The organism is Clostridium sp. AM27-28 (assembly GCF_003480955.1).
Classification (GTDB): domain Bacteria; phylum Bacillota; class Clostridia; order Lachnospirales; family Lachnospiraceae; genus Otoolea; species Otoolea fessa.
In genome coordinates this window covers 31,247-46,712 of the sequence record NZ_QUJT01000007.1, presented here as the reverse complement: position 1 = coordinate 46,712, position 15,466 = coordinate 31,247, and the positions used below count along the sequence as shown (strand labels likewise).

The window sequence follows — 15,466 nt, the reverse complement described above, 5'->3', positions numbered from 1 at the left end:
TCTCACCTCACTGCGATTTCGTACCCCCTAACAACGATACAGATATTCCGCTGTCTCCCAATCCGTCACATAGGCACAGAAGCGTTCCCACTCCTCTTTCTTGCCCTCGCCGTACATCCGGCAGAACTTTTCCCCAAATACACGGTGTGCAAATTCATTCTGATCCAGCTTCTGGAGCAATATCCCCAATGTCTCCGGGAACCGCGGCGCATTCTCATCGCCCGCTTCTTCATCCAGCACCAGCGCCTTCTCGATTCCTTCCAGTCCTGCTGCCAGGATCGCCGTCAGCGCCAGATACGGATTCGCAGACGGATCCGGGAACTGCACTTCCACGGAAATACGTCCGTTCCGGTCTTCCTTCACATGAACTGCCTTTTCACTTCCTTTTTCCCACACAGCCGCCGGGAACTCCGGCTGGAACACCGTGCTCCGCTCCGCCGCCAGACGTTTGTATGAATTGACGGTCGGATTCGTGAAAATCATCATATCGCTCAGATTTTTAAGCACGCCTGCCGCAAACTGCTTCGCCTGCGCCATCGCCTCGGCGCCCCGTCTGGAAGAGATCGACACGCCCACATGAAGCCCCGAGCCGTCGCCGCTCATGTTTGGCTTCGGCATAAAAGTCGCATGCAGACCGTGGCGTTTCGCAATCCGTTTGACCGCCGCCTTGAACGTCTGTAAATAATCTGCTGCCTCAATGCCCCGGCGCGCCGGAAGGACGAAGCTGTGCTGTCCGGCAGTCAGACCATGATGCGTGCTCTCGACCGCAAATCCCGCTTCCTCCAGGCTCAGAATCATGTCCCGGCGGACGCCCTCTGCCAGATCGATCGGACCCGCGTCATAATATCCGGCAACCTCATGCGTCACCGTCGTCGGTCTCCCGTCATCATCCGTGTGAAAGAGATAAAACTCACACTGGAAATTAAAATCAAAGTCCAGTCCCATCTTCTCGGCACGTTTTACCGTTTCCTGTAAAATATGACGCGAATCCGTCCAGGACGGTGTCCCATCCGCATTGCAGACCTGGCAGATCACACGCGCTACATTTTCCTGCCCGGAATCCCACGGAAGAACCTGATACGTTGATGCATCCGGCTTCAAGTACAACTCCACACTCTCGCTCTGGTCCGTCAGATACTCCGGCGCCGCCGCGCCCTCGATCCCAGCTTTCTGTAAGCCGCCGAGCGCAAACCGGTTGATTGCATACCCCTCTTTCATCGCTTTTTCCGCCTGCCTCCGCGTCATCTGGACCATTTTGCACTGTCCAAAAATATCGGTAAACTGCAGCTTTACCAAATCAACATCTTCATCAAAAAAAGGTTCGGATCGGTTCGTATTCTCTCCCATCGCCATTTCCTCCTATAAAAAACGAGGCAGCTGTCTCTGCTTCCAGTCAGCCCCCTCGCCCTCTTTTCATATACGCCCAGAATTTTCCTGCCTATACAGCCCCCAAAATTTCAAGCATACGTTTATGATCGTTTTGCTGTGTGAGAATGCCCCTGTCATTCTTTTCACAATTTTTATAAATAAAATATAGCAGTCCGATATTTTTCTGTCAAATACTTTTTTATTTAATCCGCAGCTGTTCGCTCAATTCATTTCCCAACTGGATATGTCCCACATAGCCGACCTCGCCGACCATGTAAACCATGCCGTCCTCCTTGATTTCCACTTCCAGCGTGCCGCCCGGCATATGGACGTACATATGCGGATCGGCAAGTCCCAGGCGGTATGCCGCACTCGCCGCCGCGCAGGCGCAGCTTCCGGACGCCAGCGTATATCCAACGCCTCTCTCGTAGATCTCGATCTGGATATTCGTCCGATCAAGGACATTTAAAATCTGCGTATTGACCTTTTCCGGGAAATATTCGGATGTTTCCGAATGCTCGCCGATCCGGCACACCATTTCCTTCGAAATCTCATTCATCCAGATAACACAGTGCGGATTTCCCATTGAAAGACAAGTCGTGACATATGGAATCTTTCCAAATACCATCGTCTGGTTTACCATCTCCCGCCGCTCGCCGGTCACCGGAATCTCATCACTCCAGAACGTCGGATGTCCCATCGAAATTTTCACACGGGTCGCATCCTCGTTGAGATAAAAGACTGTCTCCTCGCCTCCCAGCGTTTTCCAGGAGATTGTCGTTTTCTGCACATATCCCGCGTCCCGCAGATATTTTGCAAAAATACCCATGCCGTTGCCGCTCTTCTCCGCCTCGCTGCCGTCCGCGTTGTAGATGCGTACATAAAAATCATTTTCCCCCAGATATGGACCCGCCAGAATGCCATCCGCGCCGATGCCAAAATGACGGCTACACATCTTCTTGATATTCTCCACATTCAATTCCAGATCATTCTTATTTGGATCAAACACCAGGTAATCATTTCCCATACAGTGATATTTTTCAAGCACAACCTGTTTCATCGCGATACCTCCTGCCCCTTTTAATCAATACCATAAAAATCTTTCACAATGATTTCTATTCTACTTCCGTTCTTGAAATCACTTTATCATGCATATCCATTTATGTTTTGAATATGTCTGCATTTTCATAATATTCCATCTATGCTTTCTTTAATTTTAGGAAAATATAGCAGCTTTTAATAGAAGAATTATGCTTTAAATATTGCATATAATGCTATATAATATGAACTAAGAAATGAAATGTCTGTGTTTCAAAACATATTTATCTCAGAGGAAAACAACAAACTCAATGCATTTATACAAGATATAATTTCCCGCAACAACCAACCTGCAATACACTCAAAAAAGGAGTCCCCTTATGTCAGAAAATACCACCCACGAATCCCCCGCCTACGAAAAACGCGGCTACCTCAACCACGAATTCCGCCTTTTCCACCTGCGCGGGCAGATGGATACACCGGTTGCCTACCACTATCATGATTTCCACAAAGTCCTGATCCTGTTAAATGGCGAAGCGGACTACATCGTGGAAGGCCGTTCCTACCACCTCCGCCCGCTCGACATCGTCCTCGTCGGCGCACACTGCCTGCACAAGCCGGTCGTGCCATACCACAGCCGATATGAGCGCATCATCCTCTACCTGTCGCCGAAATGTCTGGATGCATTCTCCTGTGCTGACTGTGCGCTCGACCTCTGTTTCCAGCTTGCCAGAGAACAGCAGTCCGATGTTCTGCGCCTCGGTTCCCTTACCATGACGCCGCTCTTAGAGGCGCTGTCAAGACTGGAAAATGCCTATCAGGCAGGTGGTACAAATGACAATGGCACAGACAATGCTAACTTTGAATCCCTTGGTGGCAGCAGTTATGGCTCCGGGCTTCTTCTGCGTTTATTATTCCTGGAATTTATGGTACACCTTGATCGCGCCGCCTCCGAAAACCATCGGGAATACGTTCCGACCTCCCCTTCCGGCGAAAAAATCCTGGAACTCATGCGCTACCTCTCTGAACACCCGGAAGAAGACCATACGATCGACCAGCTCGCCGCCCGCTTTTACATAAGCAAATACCACATGATGCGTCTCTTCCGCCAGGAAACCGGCTACACCATTACCGAATACCTGACCGAAAAACGCCTCCAAAACGCAAACGAGCTCCTGCGCCGGGGCACCCCCGTCACAGAAGCCTGCTATCAATCCGGATTCCGCAATTATGCTGCGTTCCTCCGGGCATATAAGAAAAAATATCGCGATACGCCGCATAATTTATCCAGATTAAATTACCAAGAGAATTTTACTATATAGAAGGAAACCTCCCCTATTCTTCCCTCCGGAATTTCTGAATCGCCTCCATCAGCATCCTGAAATTCCGGATCATCGAATCAAACGCCCCATATTTATAAAAATTGATAAAGACAAGCCCCACCGGCACCGCCAGAATCATGCCTGTCAGCCCGCGCAGCTTAAATCCCAGATACAAAAGAAACAGCGTCATCAGAGGCGGCAATCCCATCGACTCCCCGACGATCTTCGGCTGGATGATCTGACGGACGACCTGCGTCAGGATGTAGAGCAGGATAAGCCCGGTCGCATACGCATACTCCCCCGCAAACAGTTTCACAACCGCCCATGGGAACAGCACCGTTCCCGTTCCAAAGATCGGCAGAAAATCCAGAATCGCCGTCAAAAACGCCAACAGGACACCGTAGCGGACACCCAGCACCAAAAATCCTGCCGCGAGAATCAGCGCCACCACACACATGATACGGAATTGTGCCAGAAAATATCCACCAATCAGTCCCTTTGCGTCCCGTTTCATATACTCGATATAGCGGAATACAAATGCCGGAAGATGCTCTTTCAGCCACCGCATGATGGACTCCCGGTCCGCCAGAAACAGGTACGAAGACAGGATAATAATGACCATATTTACCAGAAGATTCGGAATACTCTTCGCCACATGTCCGGCGATCTGCACGGTCGGTTCCGCCGCCCGCGATACCAGTTTTCCAAACAGACCATCCAGATTATCCGAAAATGCCAGCAGCGGCGGTTGTAAATTCTGCGGAAAATATTCTGCAAGCTTGCGCCCATTCTGCAATGCATCCCCGATCTCAGCGATCACACTCTGATATATTTCCGGTGCATCCGCCAGAAAACTTCCCATTTCCCGGTAAACCAGAAGACCCGCCCCGTAAAAAAGACCGATCACAATCGCCAGCGCCGCAATAATGATCAGCATCGAGCCGTGGCGCCGCACCAGCTTCACGCGCCGTTCCAGAAACCGCACCAGCGGATTTGCTAAAAGTGCCAGAATCCATCCGACCACAAACGGCATGAAAAAGCGCAGAAGCCTGGGACCTAAAAAGATGACCAGACATAGACCCAGGAACGGAATCACAATATTCAGAATCATTCTAAAACATCGTTTCATCTCATCCTTTTCCTTTCCAAGACGATGATACAATTTCGCTATACCAGATTATAGTGTTCCGCAATCTTTCTGAATGCCGGAAGCGATCTCTCGATCTGTCCATATGATACGCAGTATGCAATGCGCACATAACCTGGGCACGCGAATGAACTTCCCGGTACTACCAGTACATTGTACTGTTTGCATACCTCGCAGAATTCCTTCTCATTCTCCACCGGAGATTTCACAAACAGGTAGAACGCGCCCTCCGGCTTGATGCAGGAAAATCCGCACTCTTTCAATCCGTTGTAAAGCAAGTTACGGTTGCGGTCGTAAGCTTCCAGATTCACATTCGCATCTACGCAGCGCTTGATGACTCTCTGCATCAGGGATGGCGCATTGACACAGCCCAGAACACGGTTCGCAATCGTTGCCGCCTGGAATACGTTTGCGCTCTCATCCATCTCAGACGGGATTACCAGATAACCGATACGCTCGCCCGGAAGGGACAGAGACTTACTGTAAGAGTAGCAAACCACTGTATTGCGGTAATATTTTGTCACATACGGTACAACCGCGCCGTCGTAAGCCAGCTCACGATACGGCTCATCGGACAGAAGCACGATCGATGTGCCAAATTCCTTCTGTTTCTTTTCCAGAATTGCTGCAATCTTCTGCAGTGTTTCCTCGGAATAAATAACGCCGGTCGGGTTGTTCGGGGTGTTGATGATCACTGCCTTGGTCTTTTCGTTGATCTTTTCCTCAAATTCAACGAGATTCGGCTGGAAATCCACCGTATTCGGAGATACAACCACCAGCTCGCCGTCATAGTTGCGGACATAGGAACCATACTCTACAAAGTATGGTGCAAAGGTAATGACCTGCTCTCCTGGATTTAACAGGGTCTTTAAAATGACATTCAAACCACTTGCCGCACCGACCGTCATCAGGATGTTGCCTGCGTGAAAGGAGGTGCCGAACCGGCGGTTTAACGACTGAGCGATCGTCTCGCGCACATCTTCATAGCCTGCGTTGGACATATATCCGTGTACAAACAGGGAATCTTCTTCCTTTACGATATCCTGAATTGCCTGATTTACCTCTGCCGGAGCCGGTACGCTCGGATTTCCAAGGCTGAAATCAAACACATTCTCACGTCCATATTTCGCCGCCAGCTTATTGCCCTCTTCAAACATCATACGGATGGCGGAGTTATTTTTCATAAGCGGTATCATTTTTTCTGAAATCATTGGCTTGCCCTCTTTTCTGTAAAACTGATCCATGCGGCAACTCTATCTGTATACAAGCAGCACTTTAACTTACTGAATTGTCGTCTTTTTGTTATTATAGCAGATTTTATTTCATTTTTATATCTTAATCCATATATTTTTACCGCCCTGCAACCTTATGCGATACCAGAAAGGCCACAACCGCTGTCACCGCGAAATAAAACCATGTGGACGGATTGCTGAACCAGGTTGTGAAAAACGATAACAGCATGTAAAGTGCAAACTGTGCGTACAGAAGATAGGTAATCGGATTCTGCACCTGGCGCATCATCCGCATCAGCAGATACGCCGCCGCTCCTAATATGGCAGAAAAGATGAACACGCCAATTATGCCGAAATCGTAGTACGCATCATAAAACATCGTCAGCGTCGTCAGCTCTTCCTTCGTCACATAATACGGAAATGCCGTCAACGACGGAACCAGAAACTTGAGTCCCGTCAGCGTCCAGAACGGTGCCAGCATCTTCATGCCCCAGCTGTGCTTCACAAGTCCCTTGACCAGACAGTCGAAATTATCGTAATTGTTTGCAATATAGATATACGGCTGCGTCACAAAAATCGGCAGGTGCCGTTTCATCTCAAAAACCGTATTCAAGTAGGCAGTATCATGGCTGCGCGCGATCGTCAGCAGAATGTAGAGCACAATCAGCCCTGCCAGCGCAAAAACAACATAAATCGGATTCAGCTGGTGTTCCATCTGTATGTAGGTAATCAATGCCAGCAGTACCGCAAACAGAAGCTGGGAGCGCGACACGCACAGAAGCGGAATCGCCACCGCCGCTGCATCTGCCAGAAGCATACATACCAGCCGTCCCCGGCTGCGACCGCCCTCGATGCAAAAATAGATCACAGAGAGCGCCGGAACCAGCACACAGGACACCGTTAGATAATGAAGCCCGGTCACATGGAAATAGGAATAAGCATGCGGAACGCCCCGGAGCAGCAGCGGAATATAGCCCATATAGACCGCCTCGATCGCGAAACAGCCTGCCGATAGCGCCGCCAGCGCCACCGCGCAGAAAAAGACGGTTCCGGCATAAGATTCCAACCCCCGGCGCTGCACCGCGCCGGAATGACCGCCCACACGGACGGACGCCTCACCGGAAAATGCTTCCAGATAATAAAAAGCCAGATAAAAGCCCGCAAACGCCGCCAAAAGTCCCAGCCACGTTCCCGCACTCCATGCCTGACTTAAATAACTAAGCTTCATACACGCCAGTCCCTGTCCACCTACAAAGGAAAGAGCGAAAATCCCCCGCAGATGCAGAAGATTTCCACTCCGGATATAGTCTGACGCATACAGATACGCCGCCGCCGCCAGAAGCCCTGCGCCGGATAAAAGATAATGGCGGCCAAGCGCCAGAAGCAGCGAAGCCGCATAGCAAACCAAATAAACGATCATAGTTTCATCCTATCTGTACGTCTGTACACATTCTTTTACCGCACCGGTTTTCCCTACTCGCCCAGCCCGTCATCAACTATTTTCAGCATCGCCGACAGAGCTTCCTCCTCGTCTTTTCCATCACAGATAAACTCGATCTCATCACCGCTCTTGATGCACGCCCCAAGCACGCTCAGGACACTCTTTGCATTGGACACGGTGCCACGGAACTGGAACTGGACAGAACAATCGAATTTTACCGCCTCATTACACAGGATTCCCGCCGGTCTCAAATGCAGACCAGTCGGGTTTTTTAATTTAATTTTTGCTTTTACCATTGTTTAACTTCTTTCTCCTCATTTGTGGATGGCATGCCATGCTTTATGCAGCATTGCCGCTCTCTGCATCCACATTTTCTTTTGCCGAGCTTGCCCCGCTCTCCCGGTTGGAACTGCTCTGGCTGCCCGTGTCTCCACGGTCACTCTCGATGCTTTCCGTCGTCTGGGCACTGGAGCTTCCATGTTCGCTGACCCGCACTGTCACAGCCGGCGCCGACAGCATCTTATACGCGTCCCCCAGCTGGAACTGCGCCGCTGCCGTGTGCTCGCCCAGTCCCATGCCTGATACATCGACCCGGATATTCATCTTCGCCGCCGACAGGCTGCTTAAATCCTCCTCAAGTCCCTGTACCTTGACTTCCATCTTCGTATCTTCGACGGTATAGCTGTAGCTGCTGTTCTTTCCGTTTAGAGTCACATCCTCCGGTTTGACCGTAAAGGTCTTCTCTATCAACTTCTCGACCTGTAGTGTCACGTTGATCGTCGTGCTATCCAGTCCCACGATCGTAAGCCCGGACGGCAGATAATCATCCAGATCGATCTCGCACTCCACATTCTTCGTCGCGCCCTGCACATTAAGGGACGGTCCCTGAATCGTGAGCGTGCTGACCGATGCCAGATCCGTCTTAAGCCCCGCCACAGACACCGACTTGATATCCGTCTTCGGACCCGTATAGCGGTATCCATCCGCCACTTCACCACTGACGTCAAAATCAAGCGGTACTTCTTTTACTTTCAGGATCTGCATCGTATAAGAGACATCTCCGCCAACCGTCTTGACAGAATCTCCCAAATCTGACAGCACATTTCCATTGGCGTCAAAATACTCCGGTGTTGCTGTTCCACCGACATCCGCCGCAGCACCGTCAATATTAAAACGGATACCCACGCTGCTGATCTGTCCGATCAGGGAGGTTGGTCCTTTAACCGTCACCTGGGATGGCACCATTGTCACCTCACCCGCCTCGTAACCCTCTGCCGCCTTGCCCTGAGGATACGCTTTCAGCGTAAATGCCTTGGTCTGCAGCGCCTCGGTCGTGATCTTGATGACCTCCGGGGACTTCACAACCGGCGTGGACTCCAGCAGTTCCTCATTGTTCACCACTTCCACTCGGATCGGGATCGCACCCGTCACATCATACATTTCCGATAAATCCGCATAGGCGTTGAAATCCGACGCCTTTACCTTATAATCATCCTTCGTCCGGATCTTGAAACTGATCGTCGCCGTTTTTTTGCCTACCACATCATAGGCAAGATCCGCCTGCTCCAGCACCTGATCGTTCGTGATCGTGACCGGAACCTCCCTCGTCGATACCTTGATCGGGTTCGCCACATTCACGACCGCCAGCCACACAAAGAAAGCACAGAACAGGGCAATCAGCTTGATCGCAAGATTATTCGTCAGCTTTTCTTTCATTTCTGCGTCTTCCCTTCCATATTCTGAAACGACCTGTGTTTTCCGTTTCCCGTTTTACCAGAACTGACAATATATCTCTCAGTTCATCTCCATCCTTGACACTCTTAAGCCGTCCGGACACAGCCACCGACACACGCCCTGTCTCTTCCGATACAACCAGCGTCACGCTATCGGTCGCCTCACTGACTCCGACTGCCGCACGGTGTCTGGTTCCCAATGCCTTGCTGATATCCATATTGTCCGAGAGCGGCAGATAACAGGTCGCCGCCGTCACACGGTTACCGCGAATCACGACCGCGCCGTCGTGCAGCGGTGTGTTGTGCTCAAAAATATTGATCAGAAGCTGGCTCGTCACGATACCATCGACCTCGATGCCCGTCCGCTCGATCTCTCCGAGCGGCGTGCCCCTCTCGATGACGATCAGGGCGCCCGTCTTGACTTTTCCCATCTCAAAACAAGCACGCACCAGCTCTGCAATCGTCTTTTCGCTGAAATCCTCATTTTTCTTCGTATCATCCGTTGAAAACAGCGTCGTCAGCACGTTCTGGCTTCCGATCTGCTCCAGTGCTTTCCGCAGCTCCGGCTGGAAAATAACGATGATCGCCGTTACCGCAATGTACGACGTCTTTTCCAGAAGCCACAGAATCGTATCCAGTTCCAGGATCGCAGCTGCCAGAAAGAATGCAAGAATAAAAATAATACCCTTCAGAAGCGTCCACGCCCGCGTATTTTTGATCCAGATCAGCATTTCATATACCAGAATTGCTATAATCGCGATCTCTATTAAATTTTTAAAGGTTATCTTCGGTACGAACGAGATCCACGAATAAATCTCCGCCAGTATCTCTGCCATTCTTTTCCCTCCCTTTCGGGCTGCGTTTCTGTTACCAGTCACGTACATATGACCCGTCACGCATTTCTTTTAACAACAAGTTTCTTTTATAAAATAGTCTATCTTCTCTTTACTTTATTGATTTCCTGTACTTTTACATCCGTCCTCGAGATCGCAATCTTTGGAACCGCTTTCACATAGTAATAATAATCGTCATCCTCAAACTGCGTGTACTCAGTCCGGCTGTAATCGACCGAAAAAACAAACAGCTGATAGATCAGCGATGCAATAACCGCACCAATCATTCCTACAATCAGCTCCGGCACGGACACCGGAACGCCAAAGCGGAAATCGCCGATAAACACAACCAGAATCTGTAAAATAAGGCCAGCTCCGATCGCGATCCCCCAGGAGTAGTTGATCGACAGTTTCTTGAGCACACAGACCGTCAGCGCCCCCAGGCAGCATGCCGCAATCATGACAAGCATCGCCGGGTTTGCCAGCATGTTTTTGATGACCTGCGCCAGCATCTGCGTGATCTCAGTCTGCTCACTGCCTGCCAGGAAGCTTCCGTTCTGCTTCACATACAGAATCACGTAGTACAGAAAAATCCCACAGCTCATCGGAATCACCGATACGAGGCTTCCAGTCAGTCCAAGAATCATCGGGACTGCAAACGGCACCTTCAGAAAAAACAAGATCGGCGTTACAATCAGGTACGCGCTGTCACCCGGCTGAAATCCGTAATACAGCAGCACCACGATCAGAAGGAACACCAAGGTAATGAGCGCCACTTCCATCGATGCTGCAAAGAGCTGTGCCAGCAAAAAAATCCCAATCAGAAACGCAATGGCTCCAAATGGGAGAAATGCACATATAATTCCCGCAAACAGCGGCACCAGACCGCCGCTCAGTTTCGGCATCAGTCCGATGTTCTGGTTAATCAGAAACACCGCCGCAAAGGCAGTTATAAAACGCAGGAATGCATTCACAAATGCACTGTATCTCGCATAGAAAGCCTTGAGTGCTTCTTTCCCTGCAAGGAGTCCTCTCATCTGCCTCTCCTCTCTCTCTCCATTTTTCTGGCGCGCCGGTGTATATCGTAGCGCTTATCCAGATGTTTCAGTTTCGCTATGTAGATCCGGTTCATCTTTTCCTCGTACTCATACCGCCCGCCATACACGATGATCGTCAGCACGACATACAGAAAAAGCCCCCCGAGGTATAAAGCTCCTCCTCGAAAAGCCAGTCCCTTCAGTTCATCCATTCCTATCGAACTCAGAACTACTTCTACATTAAATAATATCCACATTCCAAAGAGAAGTATGCTGCACAATGTATAGCTTATAAATCCCCGGAGCAGATTGCGGCTGATATAGTCGCTTTTAAAATACTGATTGACTGTTTTCATCTGGGAAGCATGCTTCTTCTCAAACAGTGCCAGTTCGGTCATTAATTTTATCTTGTCTTCGTTGAGCATACATGGTTCCTTTTTTATATATGCCGCGGCTTCCGGTTCAATACGTCCCGTTTCTGAAACCGCTGCGCCAAAAACGCATTCTTCCATAAATTATAACATAACTTTTTTCTCTTGGCGAGGGGGCGGGGGGATTTTTCATAGGTTTTTCATAAATTTGTAAGGGATTGTCAGACATCAAAAAAGAGCTCTGCCGATCACACATTTTCGCATGATCGGCAGAGCGTATCAAGTCTGTTTCATAAGATGTAAAAACTATGCCTTTTTTGCTTCTTTTTATGTTATGATACTTTTATGATATTAGGATCAAAAGGTTCGAAACATGCGTAAGCAGCCTTTTTCCAGACAATCAGAAGAAAAGAGGGATTTTGTTTTGAAAATCGCGATTGTAGATGATTTGAAATTGGATGCCGAACAGTTGTCGCATCTGATTCTTACTTATATGAAGGAGCACCGTATTCCTACGGCTGCACCAGAAATATTTCCAAATGGTGAAACATTTCTCGCCAGCTTTACCGTCGGTTCCTTCGATATTGTCTTCTTAGATATCTATATGGATGGATTGAGCGGAATGGAAACCGCCCAAAAACTCCGCGCGCTGGATGCTTCCTGCCGGATCGTTTTTGTCACTACTTCGCCGGATTTTGCGGTGGACAGTTACGATGTGAACGCGGCTTTTTATCTGCTAAAACCGGTTACGATGGAGCGCGTTTCAAAGGCGCTGGAACGATGCCATCTTTCCGCCGCCGAGGCGGAGGTTTCCGTTCTGGTTCCCTGCCAGGGAACAGAGCTTCGCTTGCCTCTGCATCAGATATCGTACACAGAATATCTGAAGCGGCGGATTCTGGTGCACATGCGGGATCGGACCCAGCATGAAATTTCCATGAATCAGCGGGATTTTTCTGCCCTGCTTTTGTCCTATCCTTGGTTTTGTGATTGCATCAAGGGGGTTTTAGTAAACCTGGAGGATGTCGATAAGCTTCTGGAAGACCGTTTTCTGATGAAAAGCGGCGCCTCCATTCCCATCAGCCGCCTGAAATACCGGGATGTCCGGGAACAATATATCCAATATTCGTACCATTTAGTCCGGGGAGGTCCGCATCTATGATTGAATTATTTTTTAATGAATTTTTGAGCACTTTTCCGTTTCATATTCTGGCATGTGTTCCATTTCACAAAAAACTCCGCCATTCTCCGTGGAAAACTTTTCTCTGGGTCTGTGGATTCGAACTGGGCTATCTGCTTCTGTTTCTGTTCCTGATTCAAAGCGGTTTGTCCAGTGTATGGGTGCAATACCTCGCGCTCCCTTGCTTTGGCGTTTTATTTAAGCTGATGGTAGACGCCGAGATCGGAATGATTTTATTTCTATATTTATTTATCATCGATTATCTGTTGGTCGTGCGTGCCGCCGCTTTCTGCATCTGTCAGGCGCTCTTCGGCTACAACTTTTTCTCCTGGGAGACCGGGCTGGTTACCTTTCTCCTCGTTTTGTGCAGTATCTATTTCATGGCAAAAGCAATGACCCGGACCGTCGAGGGGCTTTCTTCCGTATCAATCCCGTCTTTCTGGAATACAGCGTGGCTGCTCCCCGCTTCTGTGACCCTGATTCTTTTGCTTTTAACTGGAAATATCCGAAGCGGTACCATCACAGTCGCCGCACTGCTGGCGCGGTTCATGCTTTTGATCTGCATGTTTTTAATCAGTCATTTCATGATCCTGTTTATCCAACAGCTCAGGGAACAGCTGGAAGCCAATGCCCGCAGTGAGGCGATGGAACGTCTTTTGCAGATCCAGCGTGACCAGTACACAATGCTCCAGTCCCGGATCATCGAAAACCGCCGGGCGCGCCACGATTTCCGCCAGCATCTTCGGGTGATTCAGGACTGTGCCAACCGCGGCGATTTAGAGGATCTGAAGTCATACCTCGCAAACTACGAAAAACAACATCCGACTCATTCGGACCGCGTATACTGCAACAATTATGCGCTCAACGCCATTCTTTCCTTCTATGCAGATAAGGCGGAAAGCGCCGGAATCCAGTTTGACATCCACATTCAGCTGTCCGATCACCCGGTCATCCCGGAGACGAAACTGTGCGTGCTTCTCGGAAATCTGCTGGAAAATGCCCTGGACGCTTGTCAGACCGGATGTTCCGGCTCTGAAAACACGCCGCCTTTCATCCGTCTCTCCGCGGTGCAGACGGGTACCTCCACCCTGTCCATCACCACGGACAACACCAGCGCATTCAGCCCTACCTGGATGAATGAAAAACTGGTATCGACCAAACCTGCCGGAAGCGGCATCGGAACCGAATCGATCCGCATGATCGCCGAACAGTACCACGGCGATGCACGGTTTGAATGGCGGGACGGCGTATTTTATGCTTCGGTATTGCTGAACCCATAATGATACAAAAACCAGATATCCTCTTTTTATATAATATAAATTTTCTGCTATCTCCCTACATAACCGGTTCCTGCAGCACGGTTCCCTCCGGGAATGCGGTACGGAACACGCGGCGCACCAGCGGACCTGCTACGATGAGCTGGAACGGAAGCGCCATGATGATATTCTTCGGAATATTGGTCAGCCAGATGATGAGCAGCTGGCTCCATGCGCCGGATTTCACGCAGGCTTCCAGACCGCCATATAAGGACATAACAAATACCATCGGAACGACCATGCAGCAGGAGATCGTGATTACTTTACGAAGTGTGCTGCTCTCCGGTGATACAAAGTAACGGAACGCAATTCCCTTCGCCGGACCGGACACGATGAACCAGTCAAACAGAAACGCATACACGAATGCAAACGGGAATCCGATCCATCCTTCGCGGATCGTTTCCAAGGATAAATGTCCCATATGAAGGGTTACATTGTACATACTCATCCAGAGTACCATAGTGAAACACATGATAACGGAATAGATAAAACTTTCTCTCTTATTTCTTGGCATTTTCATTCTCCTCCTATAAAATAATTGCTTCTATCCAGATGCATCGGCAAATCAGTCCGGCACACCCACGCGCAAGATGCTGTCCGTGATAAATTTCACAAAATAAAAAGCAGCAGAAATCGGAAACTCGTTTCGATCTCTACTGCTGTATGCAATCTCACTGCGTTTTTTTTTACTATATTCAACTTGGGTTACGGTTCGCTATTATAACGTCTTTTTTCCATTCGTGTAAGCACTTTTTTTATTTTTTCACAATTTCATCATATTGAACGATCAATTTTTTCTATTTTTTATTCCGCTTATGCAACTTGACAAGAGCTGCTTTTTCAGCTCCCTTTTCATTTTTTCCGAATTTTTCCCTAAAAACAGGCAAATAGATATTGACAATACTGCCTTTATTCGATAGAATGTAATAGTATGTTTACATTGAACTGTCCGTGTCCAGGCTTTAATGCAAACCAAATACAAAATGAATTACGAATCAAAATAAAAGAATTTATGATGGAGGTACACTACATTGGCTAACATTAAATCCGCAAAAAAAAGAATCTTAGTTGCAGAGACAAGAGCTGCAAGAAACAAGGCTATCAGATCCAAAGTTAAAACTGCTGTTAAGAAAGTAGAAGCTGCTGTTGCTGCAAAAGATAAGGCTGCTGCACAGGCTGCATTATTAGCTGCTACCAGCGAGATCGACAAGGCTACTTCCAAGGGCGTATACCACAAGAATACAGCTTCCCGCAAAGTATCCCGTCTTTCCAAGGCTGTAAATACTCTGGCTTAATTATCCAGAGCGGATCTTTCGAATTATATATTAAAAATTAACCCAAATTAAAAAACCATTATTCTGTGGGTGTGACAGAATAATGGTTTTTTGTTACTTCTTTTCCAGCCGGATCCGTCCGAAGAACCGCTGATTCTGATGCTGGCACTGCCCTTT

Annotated in this window: 15 protein-coding genes; 4 read left to right on the top strand and 11 right to left on the bottom strand. The window is 48.9% G+C overall.

Going from position 1 to position 15,466, the window contains the following annotated elements:
* Window positions 1–27: 27 nt before the first annotated feature.
* Window positions 28–1,347 (bottom strand): glutamine synthetase family protein, encoded by a 1,320-nt coding sequence (locus DW720_RS08950; RefSeq protein ID WP_118742989.1) that lies wholly within the window; start codon window positions 1,345–1,347, stop codon window positions 28–30.
* A gap of 220 nt (window positions 1,348–1,567) precedes the next feature.
* On the bottom strand, window positions 1,568–2,428 hold the full coding sequence (gene dapF / locus DW720_RS08945) for a diaminopimelate epimerase (protein ID WP_118742988.1): 861 nt from the start codon (window positions 2,426–2,428) through the stop codon (window positions 1,568–1,570).
* Between the two features lie 358 nt (window positions 2,429–2,786).
* On the opposite strand from dapF, the gene DW720_RS08940 reads away from it, so the two are divergent.
* A complete protein-coding gene (locus DW720_RS08940) occupies window positions 2,787–3,728 on the top strand; it encodes an AraC family transcriptional regulator (protein WP_118742987.1) in 942 nt (313 codons plus the stop codon).
* A 13-nt stretch (window positions 3,729–3,741) separates the two neighbouring features.
* Here DW720_RS08940 and ytvI read toward each other — a convergent pair whose 3' ends face one another.
* The 8 genes from ytvI to DW720_RS08900 all read right to left on the bottom strand — a co-directional run bounded on the left by ytvI (window position 3,742) and on the right by DW720_RS08900 (window position 11,663).
* Window positions 3,742–4,857: a sporulation integral membrane protein YtvI gene (ytvI, locus tag DW720_RS08935; RefSeq protein WP_118749552.1), complete on the bottom strand. Its 1,116-nt coding sequence runs from the start codon at window positions 4,855–4,857 to the stop codon at window positions 3,742–3,744.
* Between the two features lie 38 nt (window positions 4,858–4,895).
* Complete coding sequence (locus tag DW720_RS08930) at window positions 4,896–6,086, bottom strand: pyridoxal phosphate-dependent aminotransferase (protein ID WP_107001247.1); 1,191 nt, start codon at window positions 6,084–6,086, stop codon at window positions 4,896–4,898.
* Between the two features lie 139 nt (window positions 6,087–6,225).
* Complete coding sequence (locus DW720_RS08925; RefSeq protein ID WP_118684823.1) at window positions 6,226–7,527, bottom strand: O-antigen polymerase; 1,302 nt, start codon at window positions 7,525–7,527, stop codon at window positions 6,226–6,228.
* Between the two features lie 53 nt (window positions 7,528–7,580).
* Window positions 7,581–7,844 carry an HPr family phosphocarrier protein gene (locus tag DW720_RS08920; protein ID WP_107001249.1) on the bottom strand — a complete coding sequence of 88 codons (264 nt, stop codon included), beginning with the start codon at window positions 7,842–7,844 and terminating at the stop codon, window positions 7,581–7,583.
* Window positions 7,845–7,887: 43 nt separating this feature from the next.
* Complete coding sequence (locus DW720_RS08915) at window positions 7,888–9,264, bottom strand: CdaR family protein (RefSeq protein ID WP_107001250.1); 1,377 nt, start codon at window positions 9,262–9,264, stop codon at window positions 7,888–7,890.
* Window positions 9,242–10,117, bottom strand: coding sequence for a diadenylate cyclase CdaA (cdaA, locus tag DW720_RS08910; RefSeq protein WP_117795982.1), 876 nt, complete (start codon window positions 10,115–10,117; stop codon window positions 9,242–9,244). Before cdaA ends, DW720_RS08915 begins: the two co-directional genes overlap by 23 nt.
* A gap of 98 nt (window positions 10,118–10,215) precedes the next feature.
* Window positions 10,216–11,151 carry an ABC transporter permease gene (locus DW720_RS08905; protein ID WP_118742986.1) on the bottom strand — a complete coding sequence of 312 codons (936 nt, stop codon included), beginning with the start codon at window positions 11,149–11,151 and terminating at the stop codon, window positions 10,216–10,218.
* Window positions 11,148–11,663, bottom strand: coding sequence for a hypothetical protein (locus DW720_RS08900; protein ID WP_243023758.1), 516 nt, complete (start codon window positions 11,661–11,663; stop codon window positions 11,148–11,150). Before DW720_RS08900 ends, DW720_RS08905 begins: the two co-directional genes overlap by 4 nt.
* Before the next feature lie 283 nt (window positions 11,664–11,946).
* Between DW720_RS08900 and DW720_RS08895 the strand changes: the two genes are divergently transcribed.
* Both DW720_RS08895 and DW720_RS08890 read left to right on the top strand, forming a co-directional pair.
* Complete coding sequence (locus DW720_RS08895; RefSeq protein WP_118742985.1) at window positions 11,947–12,681, top strand: LytTR family DNA-binding domain-containing protein; 735 nt, start codon at window positions 11,947–11,949, stop codon at window positions 12,679–12,681.
* Window positions 12,678–13,979 carry a GHKL domain-containing protein gene (locus tag DW720_RS08890; protein ID WP_118652825.1) on the top strand — a complete coding sequence of 434 codons (1,302 nt, stop codon included), beginning with the start codon at window positions 12,678–12,680 and terminating at the stop codon, window positions 13,977–13,979. The genes DW720_RS08895 and DW720_RS08890 overlap by 4 nt, the downstream gene beginning before the upstream one ends.
* A 55-nt stretch (window positions 13,980–14,034) precedes the next feature.
* Here the strand turns inward: DW720_RS08890 and DW720_RS08885 are convergent, their stop codons facing one another.
* Window positions 14,035–14,529 (bottom strand): DUF2798 domain-containing protein, encoded by a 495-nt coding sequence (locus DW720_RS08885; protein WP_117795985.1) that lies wholly within the window; start codon window positions 14,527–14,529, stop codon window positions 14,035–14,037.
* Between the two features lie 517 nt (window positions 14,530–15,046).
* Between DW720_RS08885 and rpsT the strand changes: the two genes are divergently transcribed.
* Window positions 15,047–15,310 (top strand): 30S ribosomal protein S20, encoded by a 264-nt coding sequence (rpsT, locus tag DW720_RS08880; RefSeq protein ID WP_022358531.1) that lies wholly within the window; start codon window positions 15,047–15,049, stop codon window positions 15,308–15,310.
* The last annotated feature ends 156 nt before the right edge of the window (window positions 15,311–15,466 follow it).

Excerpts from the sequence above, each read along its gene's own strand:
- DW720_RS08950 (WP_118742989.1), bottom strand. The coding sequence starts at position 1,347 with ATGGGAGAGAATACGAACCGATCCGAACCTTTTTTTGATGAAGATGTT.
- dapF (WP_118742988.1), bottom strand. The coding sequence starts at position 2,428 with ATGAAACAGGTTGTGCTTGAAAAATATCACTGTATGGGAAATGATTAC.
- DW720_RS08940 (WP_118742987.1), top strand. The coding sequence starts at position 2,787 with ATGTCAGAAAATACCACCCACGAATCCCCCGCCTACGAAAAACGCGGC.
- ytvI (WP_118749552.1), bottom strand. The coding sequence starts at position 4,857 with ATGAAACGATGTTTTAGAATGATTCTGAATATTGTGATTCCGTTCCTG.
- DW720_RS08930 (WP_107001247.1), bottom strand. The coding sequence starts at position 6,086 with ATGATTTCAGAAAAAATGATACCGCTTATGAAAAATAACTCCGCCATC.
- DW720_RS08925 (WP_118684823.1), bottom strand. The coding sequence starts at position 7,527 with ATGATCGTTTATTTGGTTTGCTATGCGGCTTCGCTGCTTCTGGCGCTT.
- DW720_RS08920 (WP_107001249.1), bottom strand. The coding sequence starts at position 7,844 with ATGGTAAAAGCAAAAATTAAATTAAAAAACCCGACTGGTCTGCATTTG.
- DW720_RS08915 (WP_107001250.1), bottom strand. The coding sequence starts at position 9,264 with ATGAAAGAAAAGCTGACGAATAATCTTGCGATCAAGCTGATTGCCCTG.
- cdaA (WP_117795982.1), bottom strand. The coding sequence starts at position 10,117 with ATGGCAGAGATACTGGCGGAGATTTATTCGTGGATCTCGTTCGTACCG.
- DW720_RS08905 (WP_118742986.1), bottom strand. The coding sequence starts at position 11,151 with ATGAGAGGACTCCTTGCAGGGAAAGAAGCACTCAAGGCTTTCTATGCG.
- DW720_RS08900 (WP_243023758.1), bottom strand. The coding sequence starts at position 11,663 with ATGGAAGAATGCGTTTTTGGCGCAGCGGTTTCAGAAACGGGACGTATT.
- DW720_RS08890 (WP_118652825.1), top strand. The coding sequence starts at position 12,678 with ATGATTGAATTATTTTTTAATGAATTTTTGAGCACTTTTCCGTTTCAT.
- DW720_RS08885 (WP_117795985.1), bottom strand. The coding sequence starts at position 14,529 with ATGCCAAGAAATAAGAGAGAAAGTTTTATCTATTCCGTTATCATGTGT.